The sequence below is a fragment of the Ornithinibacillus salinisoli genome (assembly GCF_042684965.1).
GTDB lineage: Bacteria > Bacillota > Bacilli > Bacillales > Amphibacillaceae > Ornithinibacillus > Ornithinibacillus salinisoli.
Window position 1 is genome coordinate 1 of sequence record NZ_JBHUMI010000015.1, and the last position, 15,575, is coordinate 15,575.

The window sequence follows — 15,575 nt, forward strand, 5'->3', positions numbered from 1 at the left end:
GTAGGGGGCGAACAGTTTAGCTGACGGGATCAAGTCCCACGGGTGCTTTCGTTCTACCCCGGCTACAATGTAAATGATAAGACCATATAAAATAAGGTCAACCAGTAATTTCTGGTTAACCTTATAATACGAACGGGAGCTTTAGTTTAACAAAACAATGTAAATTAGAACGCTTGGATAACTTAATATCCAAGCGTATTTCTTTACCATTTGTAATGTTATTTTACTCTGTAAATTGGTGTGATAATTCTGTTGTTATTTTGTCTTCTAAATACGTTTTTGTACTTCAAAACCGAACTACTTAGTGTTAGACATCAGAGTTTTTTTGATACTTGATAAACTCAAATATTCACTGATATAAGAATTCACCAGTTCCTGATTTGTGTGATTACAGATAGGATATTCATACGTGTATGTCGAAATAAGAGTGAAAAGGTGGGACTTTTTTTTATTTAGCATCGTCTAATGAAAAAGAGTATAAAGTTGGTGATGAGTTGGAACAAGAAATTGGGGATCAAGAAATATTATCGCATTCAAGAGAAGAGGCAATTAGCCACATCATTGACATCTATGGTGAATCGATTAAAAGGCTCATTTTTACTTATGTTAAAAATTATGCACAAGCAGACGATTTATTTCAGGAATTTTTAATAAAAGTTTATCAGAACCTAGATCAATTTAATAGAAACTCTTCCTTGAAAACATGGTTATATCGGATTGCCATTAATAAATGTAAAGATTATTTAAGATCACCATTAAATCGACTTTTTCCACTTCACGAGTATACGAAAGGTTCGACAATGGTTAAGTCAGCGGAAGATATTACATTAGAAAACGAACAACAGCAAGCGATTGTTCATTCCATTTTAGCTTTGCCCATAAAATATCGTGAAATCTTTGTACTGCGATATTATCAAGATTTTACTATAAAACAAGTAAGTGATGCTTTAGGAGTGCAAGAGTCCACAGTTAAAACGAGAATTATGCGTGGAAAGAAAAAGCTTCAATTAAAACTGGATGGTGATTATTTTGGGAAATAAGAAAAACGATCTAAAGCAGGCATTTGATCAATATATTGGAACCGAACCATTGGTGAAGGAAGAAGATAGAAGTTGCGTTGCCAAATGGTTGCAACAACGTTGTGTGTCCTGTGAGCGTTGTTTTCGACGGAACTGCGTTAAAGGATTAACTACTTTTGAAAGAAAGCTTTTATCTGCTTTTATAACGGTATTAATCACAGTTCCTATAATCACCATGATCCTTTCCGGATGGGAGAGACCGATGGAAGGGTATATGCAAATGATTGGTATTGTTTGTTTATATTTAATTCCAATGATTTTATTATATGGACTACCAGTAACAATGCTATCGGAGTATGTTACAAAGAAAAAGCAAGGGATAGAAAGATCACGTAGAGCACTTTATGTTCATTTGTTTTTTGGTCTTAGTTTTACATTTTTGTTCGTTTTAATATTTGATTCTAGGGTAACGACCTATTTCTTTCATCCGATTGATCGTTTTCTTTTTATTTGTTCGACACTGACTTCTTTCATTTTCTGGGCGGTTGATGAACTTATAAGACGGTATGAAATTGATTGAATAATAATTTTTCCGTGCAAATAGTCTAATTAAAATGAATTTTCCTTCATTTTTATACTAAGACAACCTAGGGACGAATAAGTTGTTAAGTAGAAACTGTAACTGGAGGAGTATGAGAATGGAAATTCATGTCGTGGAACGTGGTGAAACTTTATGGAGAATTACCCAGCTTTATAATGCGGATATAAACCAAATCGCATTGGTAAATCAATTGGAGAATCTAAATGTGCTGGTAGTTGGGCAGGCGCTTGTCATTCCGGAATTAGATCAAGAATATGTCGTACAGTCGGGGGATAATCTTTGGTCGATTGCAAATCGTTTAGATGTTACGGTGCAAGAGCTTGTCCAAGCAAATGGTTTAACCAATCCCAATTTAATTTATGTCGGCGAGTTATTAGAATTACCTTTTTTTCCTCATACGGTGCAACCTGGTGAATACCTCTGGTCCATCGCACAACGCTATGGAGTTACCATCAATCAAATTCTGCAAGCAAATAATATTGAAAGTCCTTCCTTAATATATCCAGGTCAAACATTACGGATCCCAAAAGGCGTTAAGCCAACAATTGAAGTGAATGCTTACACAACACAAATGAATGAACAGGGTAGGCAGGAAGTATTGGCTCTTGGAAGAAATTTCACGTATCTGTCTCCATTTATGTATAGTTTTCGAGAAGATGGCAGTCTTACCGAGATGCAAGATGCTCCGATAATTGAAGCCGCAGCTGCAAATGAGATTTCTCCTCTTTTGGTGTTGACCAATTACTCTGGGCAAAGCTTTGATTCCGATCTTGGTGCAGCTTTATTGCGTAATACGGATGTGCAGGATACGTTAATTACCAACATTCTTCAAGTAATGCGGGAAAAAGGTTATACAGGGTTGAATATTGATTTTGAATATCTTTATCCTGAAGACCGAGAAAATTATAATGCGTTTTTACGGCAAGTAGTTGCGAGATTACATACAGAGGGATTCTCGGTTTCAACTGCTCTAGCACCGAAAGAAAGTGCGGATCAACAAGGGTTGCTTTATGAAGCGCATGATTATCGGGCACATGGTGAAATTGTCGATTTTATCATTTTGATGACGTACGAATGGGGGTGGGCAGGAGGAGAACCTTGGGCAATTGCTCCAATCACGAAAATGCGGGATGTCTTAGATTATGCTGTGACAGACATACCACCTGCTAAAATTTTGATGGGTGTACCCTTGTATGGTCGAGATTGGAGAGTTCCTTGGGTAGAAGGTACTTTCGCCCAAACGGTTAGTCCCGTTCAAGCGGTTAATCGAGCAGGCAATTATGGTGTTGAAATACAATATAATGAAAACTATCAATCGCCTTTCTATCATTATGTAGATGAAGATGGGCAGGAGCATGAAGTATGGTTTGAAGATGCACGTAGTATGCAAGCGAAATATGATTTAGTAACTGATTACGGACTTAGAGGGGTAAGTTACTGGGTCTTAGGTAATCGGTTTCCGCAAAATTGGCCAGTGCTGCAAAATAATTTCACGATAAGAAAACTGTAATATAACTATTTAAATAACACTATTAACGACTGTTAATAGTGTTATTTATCATTTTTAAAGGTTGTTTTCTAATAGATCGTTGATATTCCTAAGTATGAATTTTATTGTAATTGATATAAAACGTACAGTAACTTACTGCTGTGAATAGTCGCCCGCGCACGGGGAAGTATTTTGTCGGAGCGAATTTTGTAGAACTCGATTAAATAGTAGTGTAAGTTAAAACCTGAAAGAGTTACTAGGCACTTTATATAAAAATAGCAACAAACATGTAAAAATGCCTTTTAAAAAAAGAGTCTGTTTTTTAAAGTACGTTGTTTTTTTTAACCGTTTTTTCAAGGAGTTCTTTAAACATTTGTCTTTCTTGTTCCGTAAATGGTTTAGGTCCTTTTGTTTTTTGACCACTTCGTCTTGCTTTGGCACTGACATGTCTAGTTTGTAAAAGTCTATCAATATTTTCGTTTGTATAGGCAAAGCCTTTATGGTGTAAGACAATACAGCCTTTTCCAAGTCCGAGGGAAGCGAGCCCATAATCTTGCGTAATAATGATGTCATTTTTTTGTGCCATTTGCATAATGCGGTAATCTGCTGCATCTGCACCTGTATCCACATAAATTGTTTGAACGCCAGCTATCTCTTCATCATGAGAAAAATGACTAAAGCTTTTAACAAGCACAACCTCTAATTGCGCTTCCTTTGCTACTTGAATAACAATATCTTTTACTGGACTTGCATCTGCATCAACATATATTTTCATAACTTTCTCCTATGCTACTTTTCTTTCATCTAAACGAATGGAATTGTATTTGTCAAATGTTAGATATTTTTCGGGCGAGGGCGAATGTACAAGGAGCTTTTGAAAAAGCCAGGAAAATGAAACCAAGCTTATCAATGTATCACTTTTCCGTTCGTATCAAAAAATTGTATTTCACGATCTATTAAGGCGGGGTCAAGCCGATGGAATACCCATAATTGAAAGTCCGTTCCTACGAGTGGCAAAAGATCTGCTTTTTGTTCTTCCAGTTGGACGGATGCTACTTCAGCTGTTGCAAATCCTAATAAATAATCTCCATCTCCACTTTTTAGACTGCCGTTTGTATTATCTTTGGTGATTTTTCCACCACCGAACATATCTACATATTTCCAACCGTATGTTCCTTTTCTAAATGTTGATACACATATATAGTCTTTAGGTTCTGTAATCTCCGAATAGAAATATAGATATGCATAATGATCATCGACGTATATTGTTTCCAGGATCTCTTGAATTTCTAAAGTTGGATCTTCTAGATTACGTAAAGCTTCTGTTGGAGTCGAAAAAGATGAAATTCTATTGTTGAAATCGACGTATATTATAATTCCGGCTAGTAGTACAGCGATAATTCCCAAACGGTATAATTCCTTTCGCATGATTTCCTCCTTTCATTGATTTTAAGTATATATTATAGACTATTCTGAAAATATTTTCAAGTACCACACTTTTAAATATCAGTGAAACCTAGCGAAGGCAAGTTTCGTATAAAAACGTAAATATAAAATTAAATTATAAATGGGGGAGATGCGTTTGAGGAAAATATCATTGTTTTTATTACTTTTGATTGTGTTTTTAGGAATATTCTATTTCATTATCAATGGAATAAATGAAGAAAGTGTATATGAAAATGAAACTATTAATGAAAGTAATAACGAAAGTAATGGCAATACTAGAACAATGAAAATCTTATCTAATTATGAGGATTCTGGGAAAGAATGTAAATTAATCGAGGAAGTTATAGAACGAGGGGATTGCTTTCAAACAGTGAATGAAAAATACTTAAGTTGGTATTTGGAACAGTCCAAAGTAGAATTCTATTTTCCGTTTCAACAAGATCAGGAGAATTGGGAGGATGTCTTTTATTACTCGGTGGATAAGCAAGATACCCTTGAAAAGTTAAACGAAACAGATTATTTTGATGACTATGTTGATCCATATGGATTGGCAGATTCTGAAACAAACCATCAACGAGGAATGGAAACTGTGCAAGAATATTGGCACATATTCTCTAACATGATTCCACAAGAATATCGCACCTCCTTAAAGAGTGTGTATTGGACAGATACTGGAGAGGATCTAGTATTGGGTGTGGGAAGGGATGAAACAAATATGCAGGATACAGTTCTGATGCTGTCGCATAATATTGGAGAATACCATCCTACGAACAAATATACTTTTATACACGAGTTTGCCCATGTACTAACACTTAATGAAGAACAAATAAAGATTGATGAACAACTTTATAATTCAGAGGATGTAACTATTCTCGAAGATGCAAAAGCCAGTTGTTCAACGCACTTCGTGACATATGGTTGGGGCTGTATGAATGAATCGAGTTATTTAAACAACTTCTACCATCAATTTTGGGATGATATTTATGGCAAATATAATGAAATTGATTGGGAATCAGAAGATGATTATAAAGAATTTTTCTTTGCCTATGAAGACAGGTTTTTCAATAGTTATCAAGGAACGAATCCAGAAGAAGATATTGCCGAATCATTTACTTATTTTGTGAAGATGGACCGAGAAGAGCTCGAAGAAAATACACAAATGAAGTACGAAAAGATAAATTTCTTCTACCAATATGACGAACTAGTAGAATTACGAACACAAATTTTAGAAAATATATATGACATTTCTATAGAAGATGGAGAATTTTACTAAAAAAGGTGCCTGGCACTTGTCAAAAATTGACAAGTGCCAGGCACCTTTTTTTATTATACAATAATATGCACTTTACAATAGTGTGTGGCATACACTATAATATGAGTAGGAGTTGATTATATGAGTGATGTAAATGAACATATTGATAAAATCATGCAGGAGTTGCGACGGGGGACGATTACAATTGGGGTTTTGAGTCAGTTGTCCGAACCGCAATATGGTTATTCACTTGTTTCGAAGCTGACCGATAAAGGGGTTCAAGTAGAAGCTGGGACACTTTACCCCTTACTAAGAAGGTTGGAAAAGCAAGGGCTACTTGAAAGCAAGTGGGATACAAATGAGGCAAGGCCACGGAAATATTATTTGCTTAGTGAAACCGGAAAAGAAGTGTTTGATCGTTTGTGTGTGGAATGGGAAAGTATTATCGGCAGTCTAAACCAATTATTAGAAACTAAGGGAGGAACAGATAATGGAAATCATTGATCGTTATATCTATGCGGTAACACAGCGCTTACCGCAAAATCAAAGGAAAGATATTTCTGTTGAGTTAAGAGGATTAATTGAAGATATGGTAGAGGAACGTAAAAATGGTAATGAAAATACCGAAGAGATAATCGAAGAGGTACTTATTGAGCTAGGAAGTCCCAGGGAATTAGCACAAAAATATCGAGGCACGAAAAGATATTTGATCGGTCCTGAAATATTCGATGCCTATCTTTGTGTGTTAAAAATTGTTTTAATAGCATTATCAGCATCCATGGGCATTGTTTTTATGATCAGAACAATCTTAAACCCTATTGCTATTCTTGATCATTTTATTGACACGATTGTGACATCTATTGTTACTTCATTTCCGTCTGCTTTTGCCTGGGTCACCTTGATTTTTGTTATGGTAGAAATTTCTGGAAATGTAAAAGAGAAGAATATAAAGCTGGATAAGGATTGGGTACCTTCTGATCTTTCACCAATCCCAGATCCTAAGCGTGAAATTAAACTTGTTGAGCCAATCCTAGGCATTGTATTTTTTGTTTTTATAATGGCGCTGTTCCTATTTTCCAATGATTATTTTGGTCTGTATATTTTTAATAATAGTGAATTCTCTTCTGTTATTCCATTTTTAAATATAGATAGCTTTTCTTATCACTTACCTTTCATCTTATTAATTTTAGGACTTTCTATATTAAAGGAAGTGTTGAAGTTGATTATAGGAAAATGGGATCTAAAGCTTGTACTATTTACTTTATGTATTAATATTATTTCCATAATTGCGGTATTGTTCATGATAACGGGAGAAACTTTTTGGAACCCTAATTTTATGGCTGAACTAACACAGGCCGGATGGGTAACGGTAGGTAGTGATGAGTACTATGTTGTGGAACAAATTTGGACCAATACAACGCTATGTATTGTGATCTTCCTTCTAATCGGTTTAGTTGTAGATGTGATTAGCGGAGTTATTAAGTCAAGAAAAAAATAAAATAATCTTTAAAAAACTCATGTAATTGATTATGATAGATTTAATCAATTACGTGAGTTTCTGTTTCATAGGGGGAGAGAGGATGCGTTTAGAAAGACCATCATTGGAGTGGGAATTGGAACATAAAAAGTATGTGGAAGAATGGGGTCCATCACGAATGGTGCCAAGTAGTTTTAACATAGATGGATTTGATAGTTATCCAGCTTATCTAGAAGCTTTGGCAGAGCGTGAAAAGGGTAACGGAAAATGGCTACCTAATACAAACTATTTTCTTGTTAATGATCAGAACCGAATTGTTGCTATGGTAGATATTCGTCATTCTTTAAATGAACATTTGTTTAATGAAGGTGGCCATATCGGGTATAGTGTTCGAGCTGTTGAGCGTCGAAAAGGGTATGCGACTCGCATCTTGGCAGAAGCATTAAAAAAATGTAAAGATATTGGCATTAGCCGTGTGTTAGTAACCTGTGATGAAGAGAATATTGGATCAGCAAAAACGATTCTTAACAATGGTGGAATAGAGGATAGAAGTTTCGTTGATTCAGAGGGAAGTGTCACGAGAAGGTTTTGGATAGAAAATTAGTTTCGAAGGAAAGAGAGAGAGATCGTATGGGAAGTTCAATAATAATTGATAATATGGTTGAAGCCGATTGGGAAATGGTTCGAAATATTTATATAGAAGGAATTCAAACAGGTAATGCCACGTTTGAGACGGAGCCTCCTAGTTGGGAACAATGGGATGATAGTCATGTAAAGAAATGTCGATTTGTCGTTAAGGAAAGCGGTGTGGTCATCGGCTGGGCAGCATTGTCATCAATCTCTATACGAGCTGCCTATCGTGGTGCAGTAGAAGTAAGTATCTATTTTACTAAAAATAGTATCGGAAAAGGAATAGGTAGTCTACTACTAAAGCATTTGATACATGCAAGTGAAGAGAATGGTTTTTGGACGTTACAAGCTAGTATATTCCCAGAAAATGAAAGTAGCATTCACTTACATGAAAAGTACGGATTTAAGAAAGTTGGAACGAGAAAGCGAATTGGAAAATTGAATGGAGTATGGCGTGATGTTGTGCTTTTGGAAAGACGAAGTGATGTTGTAGGAATCGATTAATCGTAAGGGGGATAGAGATGCAATTGTTATTAAATAAGGAATTTGCAAATTCACTGGAGAAATCGGAAGTAATCGTTTTAAATTCGAGACTAACAGGTATCCAAGAACGTGCGGGAAACCCAATGGGAGTAGAGGTGAAAAAGTTCGGAAATGCAACTGCATTTACCGCACAAGGAATACCAGGTCCTTCTTATAATACGGTAAAGGGAATTACAGGAGATGATGTAGCATATCTTGATGAGATTATTTCATTCTATCAGGATAAGGACATTCCTGTAAGGTTCGAGATTAGCCCAGCATCAGCTACGCTGGAATTATTTCAACGGTTGCATAAACAAGGATTCTATCAAAGGGACTTTCATACAACATTATATGGGGCAGTAAACGATCTAAAAGTAAGTGAAGATGCATCTATAGCAATACGAATGTTGGAACAAGATGAGTTTGATCTGTATGCGGAACTTTATGTTAGAGGGTTTTCGATGCCGGATTTTCTGAAGGAATTTGTTGCTCAAAATAATGAAGTATTACATAGCAAAGAACAGTGGCAATTTTATCTAGCGACGAAAGAAGATGATCCAGTTGGAATTGGGGTGCTTTTTGTAAAGGGTGGAATAGGAACCCTTGCAGCAGCAGCAACTGCTCCCGAATATAGAAACCAAGGTGTTCATCGCGCATTAGTTAGCTATAGAATAAAGGATGCAAAAAAATTAGGTTGTCAATTAATTGTCGGACAAGCTTCATTTGGAAGTACCAGTCAATGTAATATGGAGAGAGCCGGGTTGAGAATTGCTTATACAAAGGCAATCTGGGAGCAGAGCAAATAATTAAAATACTTTCGTTTTATCTGCCTTCCCAAAATGGAGAGGATGCGGACTTAGAAGCACGGCATAAATTTCCTGCTGTAAACCCATTTATTCTACCTCTTCTGTTCTCGAAGATGCGTATGTCGATCAAAGTCATTGTTTGTTGCAGAAGACTTTACGGGGCTTACTGGGAAATTAGTAAGTCTAAAAGATGTGTTGCATGACGTACGAAAAATAATAGTTGGAAATACGGGTTCATAGGAAGTAAAAGAACTGACTAATATCGGTAAAATATAATCGAAACCTAGTGAAGAAGCCTACTAAACTTTACAACGATAAAATTTAGTAGGCTTTGTAATTTAATTTAATTCATAATCTTGGATAAACGATTAAATTTGTCCAGGTATTCGCAGTGTCAAAACCCTAATCTATCAGTATTCCCAGCCAATTCCCAATCATTCTTTATTGTGTTTTTATTATTTTTTTGCAGATCGGTAATGATCTTTTCAATCGTAACCTCCTGATCGTAATGCCATTGTAAAGCAATGGACATATAGAGTTCGTTCAGTTGTGCAATGGATAAACCATTTGTTTTCTCAATAAGTTGGTTTAGTGTTTGTTCGTCTATAAATTTAGCGATTCCTTTTTTATGTAAATAGTTTCTTCGTAACAAATCATCAGGTTGTTTTATTTCATAGGCGCGGTCAAAACGGCCGGCGCGATTGATTAAGGCCGGATCAATTTTTTCCGGATAATTGGTAGTACCTATTAAGAAAATTCCTTCTTTCGTAGTTGCCCCATCTAATGTATTTAAAAACACGGATCGTGATTCTTTCGGCATAGAATCTATATCCTCAATAACGAGAATCATTGGGGCAAGCTTTGTTACTTTAGAAAATATTTCTTTAATAGAGTAGCTATGGGTGAATTCTGTGATTTGCCAATACACAATAGGTGCGGTAACGCTTTCAGCAATTGATTTTACAAGGGTAGTTTTACCATTACCTGGACTACCGTATAATAGAATGCCGCGCTTATATGGTATGTCATAGGTTTTAAAAAATGTCCCACTATGAAGAAAAAATTCATCGATTGAACGAAAAATGTCTGTTTTAAGATCTTCAGCTAGCAAAATATCCTCACGTTGAATTTGCTTTGTAATCTGCTCTCTGGTCCTTTTAACCCCTTCTTCTGTATCAGTGAACACGGTAATCCCTTGAAGCATATATTGTCTTTGTATTTCGTGTGTATAATCTAAAAATTCTAGAACACTAGTATCATTCTTGGCAAAAATGAAGTTCTCCATGTAATTATGCATACTTTGATATATTGGTATTGTTATAATTGCAACCTCGTATTTAGGAAAGTACAAGATGTTATTGTAGGTGGAAGGCTTTACCTCATACTTGTTTTCATTTGAATAGTAAACAGTGGCTGCCCCAGCAGAATCATAAATATTAGCTACCAATTCAATTTCTTCTGGATCATTCGCTAAAATATCTTCAGTAGCTTCCAATACATCTGTTAAACCTTCCTCTGCGTTGTAAAGTTTAAAAATCCCCCCATATTTATCGTTTAATCTTTCTCTTACTTTTTCAATAGCAAAAGCATAATTATAATAGTTTGGAAGTTTTGCGCTATCGATGTTGGCTAAATGAATTAACGGTTGATTTTTACTCATCCACATTTCCTTTCTTGTATAAGAATGTTCTGATTATTTTAGAATAACACATCATAATAGTTTCAGGCTAGGCTTAATTATCCTACGTCCTTCCATTAAGAAATGTTTCCTTTTATTTTTAGCTACTGCGTGTAATAATAAGAATAAAAGTTGATAGGATGAAAATATGAGTAGTGTAATGGAATTAATAGTGAATCCAAAATATGTAAACAAATTTAAGCAAGGCTATCCGTTAGTTCATAAGGATTCGATTGCTAATTTAGATAAACTAAAGGAAGAGGGAAGTCTGTTTCATTTAGTTGATCCAACTAGAAACTTTATAGCAAAAGGCTATTATGGAATCCAAAATAAGGGTGTTGGTTGGGTTTTATCCCATCGTATTGGAGAAAAAATTGATATTATTTTCTTTAAAGAAAAGATTTCAGATGCCATGAAAAAACGAGAATCTTTTTATAAAGATTCAGAGACTAATACTTTTCGGATATTTAACGGTGAAGGTGATGGTATCGGAGGTTTTACTATTGATTATTTCGACGGGTACTATTTAATCAATTGGTATAGTGAAGGAATTTACTCGTTTAAAGATCAAGTAATTCGTGCATTTGATGAGCTAACGGACTATAAAGGTATTTATGAAAAGAAGCGGTTTGATACAAAAGGTAAATATATTGATGATGATGATTTTGTAAAAGGTGAGCGTGGAGAGTTTCCAATTATCGTCAAGGAAAATGGGATCAATTATGCTGTTTACTTGAATGATGGTGCAATGGTAGGTATCTTTCTTGACCAGCGTGATGTTAGAAATGTAATTAGAGAAAAATATGCGATGGATAAAAACGTTCTAAACACTTTTTCCTATACTGGAGCCTTTTCGGTAGCTGCCGCTTTAGGTGGAGCTGCGAAGACTACGAGTGTGGACTTAGCAAAACGAAGTAAAAGTAAGACAATCGAACAATTTAGTGTAAATGGAATAGATTATGAAGCACAGGATATTGTGGTGATGGATGTATTTGATTATTTCAAGTATGCCAATAGAAAAGATCTGAAATTTGATTTGGTTATCCTGGATCCACCTAGTTTTGCACGATCTAAAAAACGGACATTTAGTTCCTCGAAGGATTATCCAACATTGATTAAGGATGCGATCTTAGTTACGGAGAAGAACGGCGTTATTGTTGCTTCGACAAATAACGCAACATTTGGTATGAAAAAATTCAAGGGATTTGTAGAACAAGCATGTAAAGATACTGGTACAACGTATAAAATTATCGAATCATTTAATTTGCCGAAGGATTTCCAGACATCTTCAGATTATCCAGAAGGAAATTACTTGAAAGTGTTATTTATTAAGAAGACTAGCTAGAGTTCTAGGTCGTTAGGATAAAAGTGTTTTAGTCAATGAAAAATCCGAACTATTTTTCTTTTGGATTGTTTTCGTACTTTGTTGCTAATCATATATAAACTGCCAAACGGTCGTTCATAAAAGTGATGAAAGCCCGAATGGAGATAATAAAGAGCCAAACAGTCGTTCATAGCAGTAATGTCCCAGGCTCTTTTACATTTGAAACTTTTTTCATGCAAAATGCGTAATACTCGTATAAAGCAAAAGAAGAGGAGTGATCTTTTGGGTGGGGTAGTATTTGTAGGCTGTATGTTTCTTGGAATCGGTCTTGGGATGTTATTCGAAAATATAGCTGCGGGAACCATGATTGGCATGGGAGTTGGCTTTTTAGGAACAGCATTTACGAGAAAAAGAAAATAGTTAAGGAAATAATAAATAAATCGTAAAAAGTGCCTTCCAATTTTGGAAGGCACTTTTTTTAGGAATTGGACATATTTACCTTGATTTGTGATTATACTTATTATATACTACATTACAACACTAATGCACTATGTTTGTGAGGGGGGACAGTTGACTAATGCTGAATGCAGATGCTTCAAAACCTATATATATCCAAATAGCCGAATGGATTGAAACAGAGATATTGAACGGAAACTTTCAGGAGGATGAAAAGGTCTTTTCGCAGTATAAACTTGCGGAAATGTTTACAATTAATCCTGCAACTGCTGCAAAGGGATTGAATTTACTTTATGAAGAAAATATTCTCTACAACAAGAGAGGACTCGGAAAGTTTGTTTCACATCATGCAAGGTCAATTATTATGGATAAACGAAAAAACCAAAAGTTGAAAGGACTCATTCAAGAGGTAGTGCTAGAAGCTGAACGGTTGGATGTTGATGAGGCTGAGCTTTATCGAATGATTCAGTCTATCAAAAAAGAACGTGAGGAGGATGGGGAATGAATGTAGTTGCGTGTAAAGAATTAACGAAGCAATATGGAGAAAATAAAGCATTGGATGGCTTAACTTTTACGTTAAATGAAAATACCATTACAGGATTAATAGGAAGAAATGGTGCAGGTAAGACTACGTTGCTAAAAATATTAGCAGGATTTTGGTATGAAACATCGGGGGATGTTCAAGTGTTTTCCGTTCACCCTTTTAATAGCCTTTCTGTTTCAGCAAATACCGTATTTATTGATGATCAGATGACATTTTCTAATTCATTAACACTGAAGGAATTGCTAAACGAAGCAGATAGATTTTATGAAAATTGGGATACAGACTTGGCTGAACGACTATTTCAATATTTTGGTTTTGACCCCTATGAGATCCATGAAAATCTATCAAAAGGAAAAAAGAGTACATTTAATATGATTATCGGATTGGCTGCCAAATGTGCACTAACGATTTTTGATGAACCAACAACAGGAATGGATGCTGCTGTGCGGAAGGATTTCTACCGAGCATTGTTAAAAGATTATCTAGCGCATCCTCGAACAATAATCATATCTAGCCATCATCTAGATGAAGTAGAGGATGTATTAGAAGATGTTTTATTAATTAACGAAGGTAAAGACTATTTACATTTACCAATTGATGAGCTCAAGGAGTATGCAGTTGGCCTAAGTGGAAAATCAGCAATTGTTCGGCAATGGATAAGCAATAAAGAAGTGATCTATAGCCAAAATGTTGGCTTTGACAATTCCTATGTTGTCGTGAAGAATGATTTTGAACATGAGTCAGCAAAAAGACTTGGAATGGAAGTATCACCTGTAACACCGAGTGACTTATGTGTCTATTTAACGAATCAGACAGAGGGGGGAATCGACGATGTCTTTAACAAGCGTGACCCTAAGTAATGTTGTGAAAAAGCAGTATGCATTTAAAATGAAGTCGTTTATGGGCGTGTTTACCTCATTAGTTGTCATGCAAATATTGGCGATAATCTTTTCTCTAAATGGAGTAGCATCAAGTGGTGGAAGTATAAATGGAAACGTTGTGCATGTTCAATATTACTCGGCTGATACGGTCATTGCATTTACAATGTTGTGGGCATTTATCAATGCCATAATCATAACGACTAAGGCATATCGTGAAGATGACTTTGCTTTTGTTACAAATCGGTTGAGTAGTAATTTATCGAATATTGCTTTTCTGGTCACTGCTAGTCTTATAGGGGCAATTACGGCTATTTTGTCTAGTTTTTTACTAAAAGTAATTTTATATTTTGTTTTTCAGTTGGAGTCTACGATTAATGCAGGAGCGTATTTCGATTCTATAGAGTTCGTTGCAGGAGTTGTGACAACATTTTTGTTTGTTTTGTTGTTTAGTTCCATTGGATATGTTATTGGATCCATTGTACAAACTAACAAACTATTTTTGTTTATCATCCCTGTATTATTTTTCGGAATGTTAGTCCCTGTTTCTAGAAATGGATACAACATCATGATCTATTCTTTCAATTTTTATTTTCAAGAAGCATCCTTTGTATTCACCGTTCTTAAAGTTTTCATAACTGTAATTGTTCTATTCGCTGCGGCAATCGCTTTAATGAATCGAAAGGAGGTTAGGAAATGAGTGCAGCTTATATGCCAATCATAATTCTAGCTATACTGATGATATTTTTGATTTCTATAGCAACAGGTATCTTGAATCGAAAAAGTAAAATATTTTCATACGTTAAAACACAATGGTTACTGATCGGCTATGTTAGTGTGCTGATCATCTCTGTTGCCCTATATTTTTTCATTCCACACGAGAGCAGTTCGGGCGAAAGTATTGCAGTCAAAGACATTCCTGATTTATACATGGAAGCCGGAAATGGTACACTCCTAGATATCGATTCGAGATATATTGCGAATAAGTGGGAATATAATTATGAGAATGATTCCCTAACATTGAATGCACACTACATGGAGGAAGCAAATGGTGTATCTACCTATATTCAAAAACGTGATGATTCTACAGACAAGATAGAAGTGATTTATTATCGAACGCCGACAATTTTAGCCGGAGGAATCGATATTACGGATCGCTTCCCTCCGCTTGACATTGACTTGTCAGCGGATGTATTAACGTACGAAAACAATGATCCAGTAGACGTGGAATTTATCGGTTATAAAAAGGAATTTCCTTTTACACAACATACAGGGGAAAAATTGGAAGGCTGGATGGAAACAACGTACCGTCATCGAGGAAAAGAAATTGTATTACTCCGTATTCCACAAGATTTAAATATGGAATATGAACCTCAAATGGATGTACAGTTTGTTGAGTGGTAAATATTTTGGGAAAGCGAATGAAAGATAGAACGAAAAATGCTTTTAA

At 35.4% G+C, this 15,575-nt stretch carries 18 protein-coding genes; 15 read left to right on the plus strand and 3 right to left on the minus strand.

The genetic code is table 11. The annotated features are described in order from the left end of the window. Positions 1–494 precede the first annotated feature (494 nt). From ACFSTA_RS09755 to ACFSTA_RS09765, 3 genes are all read left to right on the plus strand, one after another. Positions 495–1,040 carry a sigma-70 family RNA polymerase sigma factor gene (locus ACFSTA_RS09755; protein ID WP_377556474.1) on the plus strand — a complete coding sequence of 182 codons (546 nt, stop codon included), beginning with the start codon at positions 495–497 and terminating at the stop codon, positions 1,038–1,040. Next, positions 1,030–1,599: a hypothetical protein gene (locus ACFSTA_RS09760; protein WP_377556475.1), complete on the plus strand. Its 570-nt coding sequence runs from the start codon at positions 1,030–1,032 to the stop codon at positions 1,597–1,599. The genes ACFSTA_RS09755 and ACFSTA_RS09760 overlap by 11 nt, the downstream gene beginning before the upstream one ends. A 118-nt stretch (positions 1,600–1,717) precedes the next feature. Further along, on the plus strand, positions 1,718–3,130 hold the full coding sequence (locus tag ACFSTA_RS09765) for a LysM peptidoglycan-binding domain-containing protein (protein ID WP_377556476.1): 1,413 nt from the start codon (positions 1,718–1,720) through the stop codon (positions 3,128–3,130). Between the two features lie 301 nt (positions 3,131–3,431). Here the strand turns inward: ACFSTA_RS09765 and ACFSTA_RS09770 are convergent, their stop codons facing one another. Both ACFSTA_RS09770 and ACFSTA_RS09775 read right to left on the minus strand, forming a co-directional pair. After that, on the minus strand, positions 3,432–3,884 hold the full coding sequence (locus ACFSTA_RS09770; protein ID WP_377556477.1) for a YaiI/YqxD family protein: 453 nt from the start codon (positions 3,882–3,884) through the stop codon (positions 3,432–3,434). A gap of 131 nt (positions 3,885–4,015) precedes the next feature. After that, positions 4,016–4,537, minus strand: coding sequence for a hypothetical protein (locus ACFSTA_RS09775; RefSeq protein ID WP_377556478.1), 522 nt, complete (start codon positions 4,535–4,537; stop codon positions 4,016–4,018). Between the two features lie 154 nt (positions 4,538–4,691). Between ACFSTA_RS09775 and ACFSTA_RS09780 the strand changes: the two genes are divergently transcribed. The 6 genes from ACFSTA_RS09780 to ACFSTA_RS09805 all read left to right on the plus strand — a co-directional run bounded on the left by ACFSTA_RS09780 (position 4,692) and on the right by ACFSTA_RS09805 (position 9,245). Then, on the plus strand, positions 4,692–5,828 hold the full coding sequence (locus tag ACFSTA_RS09780) for a hypothetical protein (protein WP_377556480.1): 1,137 nt from the start codon (positions 4,692–4,694) through the stop codon (positions 5,826–5,828). Between the two features lie 120 nt (positions 5,829–5,948). Further along, positions 5,949–6,311, plus strand: coding sequence for a PadR family transcriptional regulator (locus tag ACFSTA_RS09785; protein WP_377556481.1), 363 nt, complete (start codon positions 5,949–5,951; stop codon positions 6,309–6,311). Beyond that, positions 6,298–7,305 carry an HAAS signaling domain-containing protein gene (locus tag ACFSTA_RS09790; RefSeq protein ID WP_377556482.1) on the plus strand — a complete coding sequence of 336 codons (1,008 nt, stop codon included), beginning with the start codon at positions 6,298–6,300 and terminating at the stop codon, positions 7,303–7,305. Before ACFSTA_RS09785 ends, ACFSTA_RS09790 begins: the two co-directional genes overlap by 14 nt. A gap of 82 nt (positions 7,306–7,387) precedes the next feature. Continuing rightward, positions 7,388–7,888, plus strand: coding sequence for a GNAT family N-acetyltransferase (locus tag ACFSTA_RS09795; protein ID WP_377556483.1), 501 nt, complete (start codon positions 7,388–7,390; stop codon positions 7,886–7,888). Further along, entirely contained in the window at positions 7,873–8,418 is a 546-nt protein-coding gene (locus tag ACFSTA_RS09800) for a GNAT family N-acetyltransferase (RefSeq protein ID WP_377556484.1), read from the plus strand. The genes ACFSTA_RS09795 and ACFSTA_RS09800 overlap by 16 nt, the downstream gene beginning before the upstream one ends. Before the next feature lie 17 nt (positions 8,419–8,435). Further along, positions 8,436–9,245, plus strand: a complete 810-nt coding sequence (locus ACFSTA_RS09805) for a GNAT family N-acetyltransferase (protein ID WP_377556485.1) — start codon at positions 8,436–8,438, stop codon at positions 9,243–9,245. 394 nt (positions 9,246–9,639) lie between these two features. Here the strand turns inward: ACFSTA_RS09805 and ACFSTA_RS09810 are convergent, their stop codons facing one another. After that, positions 9,640–10,905, minus strand: a complete 1,266-nt coding sequence (locus ACFSTA_RS09810) for an ATP-binding protein (RefSeq protein ID WP_377556486.1) — start codon at positions 10,903–10,905, stop codon at positions 9,640–9,642. 166 nt (positions 10,906–11,071) lie between these two features. Between ACFSTA_RS09810 and ACFSTA_RS09815 the strand changes: the two genes are divergently transcribed. From ACFSTA_RS09815 to ACFSTA_RS09840, 6 genes are all read left to right on the plus strand, one after another. Beyond that, entirely contained in the window at positions 11,072–12,268 is a 1,197-nt protein-coding gene (locus tag ACFSTA_RS09815; protein WP_377556487.1) for a class I SAM-dependent rRNA methyltransferase, read from the plus strand. A 261-nt stretch (positions 12,269–12,529) separates the two neighbouring features. Then, positions 12,530–12,667 (plus strand): hypothetical protein, encoded by a 138-nt coding sequence (locus ACFSTA_RS09820; RefSeq protein ID WP_377556488.1) that lies wholly within the window; start codon positions 12,530–12,532, stop codon positions 12,665–12,667. A 157-nt stretch (positions 12,668–12,824) separates the two neighbouring features. After that, entirely contained in the window at positions 12,825–13,208 is a 384-nt protein-coding gene (locus tag ACFSTA_RS09825; protein ID WP_377556489.1) for a GntR family transcriptional regulator, read from the plus strand. Then, positions 13,205–14,107, plus strand: a complete 903-nt coding sequence (locus tag ACFSTA_RS09830) for an ATP-binding cassette domain-containing protein (RefSeq protein WP_377556490.1) — start codon at positions 13,205–13,207, stop codon at positions 14,105–14,107. Before ACFSTA_RS09825 ends, ACFSTA_RS09830 begins: the two co-directional genes overlap by 4 nt. Further along, positions 14,079–14,825: a hypothetical protein gene (locus tag ACFSTA_RS09835; RefSeq protein WP_377556491.1), complete on the plus strand. Its 747-nt coding sequence runs from the start codon at positions 14,079–14,081 to the stop codon at positions 14,823–14,825. The genes ACFSTA_RS09830 and ACFSTA_RS09835 overlap by 29 nt, the downstream gene beginning before the upstream one ends. Next, positions 14,822–15,529 (plus strand): hypothetical protein, encoded by a 708-nt coding sequence (locus ACFSTA_RS09840; protein WP_377556492.1) that lies wholly within the window; start codon positions 14,822–14,824, stop codon positions 15,527–15,529. Before ACFSTA_RS09835 ends, ACFSTA_RS09840 begins: the two co-directional genes overlap by 4 nt. Positions 15,530–15,575: the final 46 nt, after the last annotated feature.